The sequence below is a fragment of the Enterococcus spodopteracolus genome (assembly GCF_030441955.1).
Lineage (GTDB): Bacteria > Bacillota > Bacilli > Lactobacillales > Enterococcaceae > Enterococcus_B > Enterococcus_B spodopteracolus.
In genome coordinates this window covers 1-501 of record NZ_JARJHD010000089.1, presented here as the reverse complement: position 1 = coordinate 501, position 501 = coordinate 1, and the positions used below count along the sequence as shown (strand labels likewise).

Below are 501 nucleotides of genomic sequence, written 5' to 3'. Positions count from 1 at the left end.
CTATTAAGCGGACTAGTATTTTAGATATGGAAGAAGTATTCAGATACGCTCAAAAAAAGTCAAGTTCGGAGGTGTTTTAGACAATGGCTAATAATTATGAAAAAGCAATAGTCTTAATGGTTAGAACGTCATTGACCCAACGAGAAATCGCCAAAGAACTTGATGTTACAGAAGAAACTATTTCAAGATGGAAAAAAAGAAAAGATTTTGAAGATTTGAAGACAGCCGAGGAAAAGAAATTTCTCAAAGACTTATCCAGCAAATCTATTCGAACGATGGAAGAACTACTGACAGCTAAAAGCGAGCTGGTTAGATTTAACGCAGCAAAAGATATTTTAGACAGAACAGGGCATAAACCTGTGGAAGTATCTGAAATGTCGGTTACAGAAGTTCCTACATTTATCGATGATATCGGTAGTGAAGACGATGGCTAAAAAGCTTTCTGATTTACTACCTGAGAAGTTCCATAGCGTATGGAGGGCTACCCTTAACTCTGACATA

Annotated in this window: 1 protein-coding gene; it reads left to right on the top strand. The window is 36.7% G+C overall.

Going from position 1 to position 501, the window contains the following annotated elements; translation table 11 throughout:
- The first annotated feature begins 83 nt into the window (after positions 1–83).
- On the top strand, positions 84–434 hold the full coding sequence (locus tag P3R27_RS14680; RefSeq protein WP_195960542.1) for a phBC6A51 family helix-turn-helix protein: 351 nt from the start codon (positions 84–86) through the stop codon (positions 432–434).
- Positions 435–501: the final 67 nt, after the last annotated feature.

Excerpts from the sequence above, each read along its gene's own strand:
- P3R27_RS14680 (WP_195960542.1), top strand. The coding sequence starts at position 84 with ATGGCTAATAATTATGAAAAAGCAATAGTCTTAATGGTTAGAACGTCA.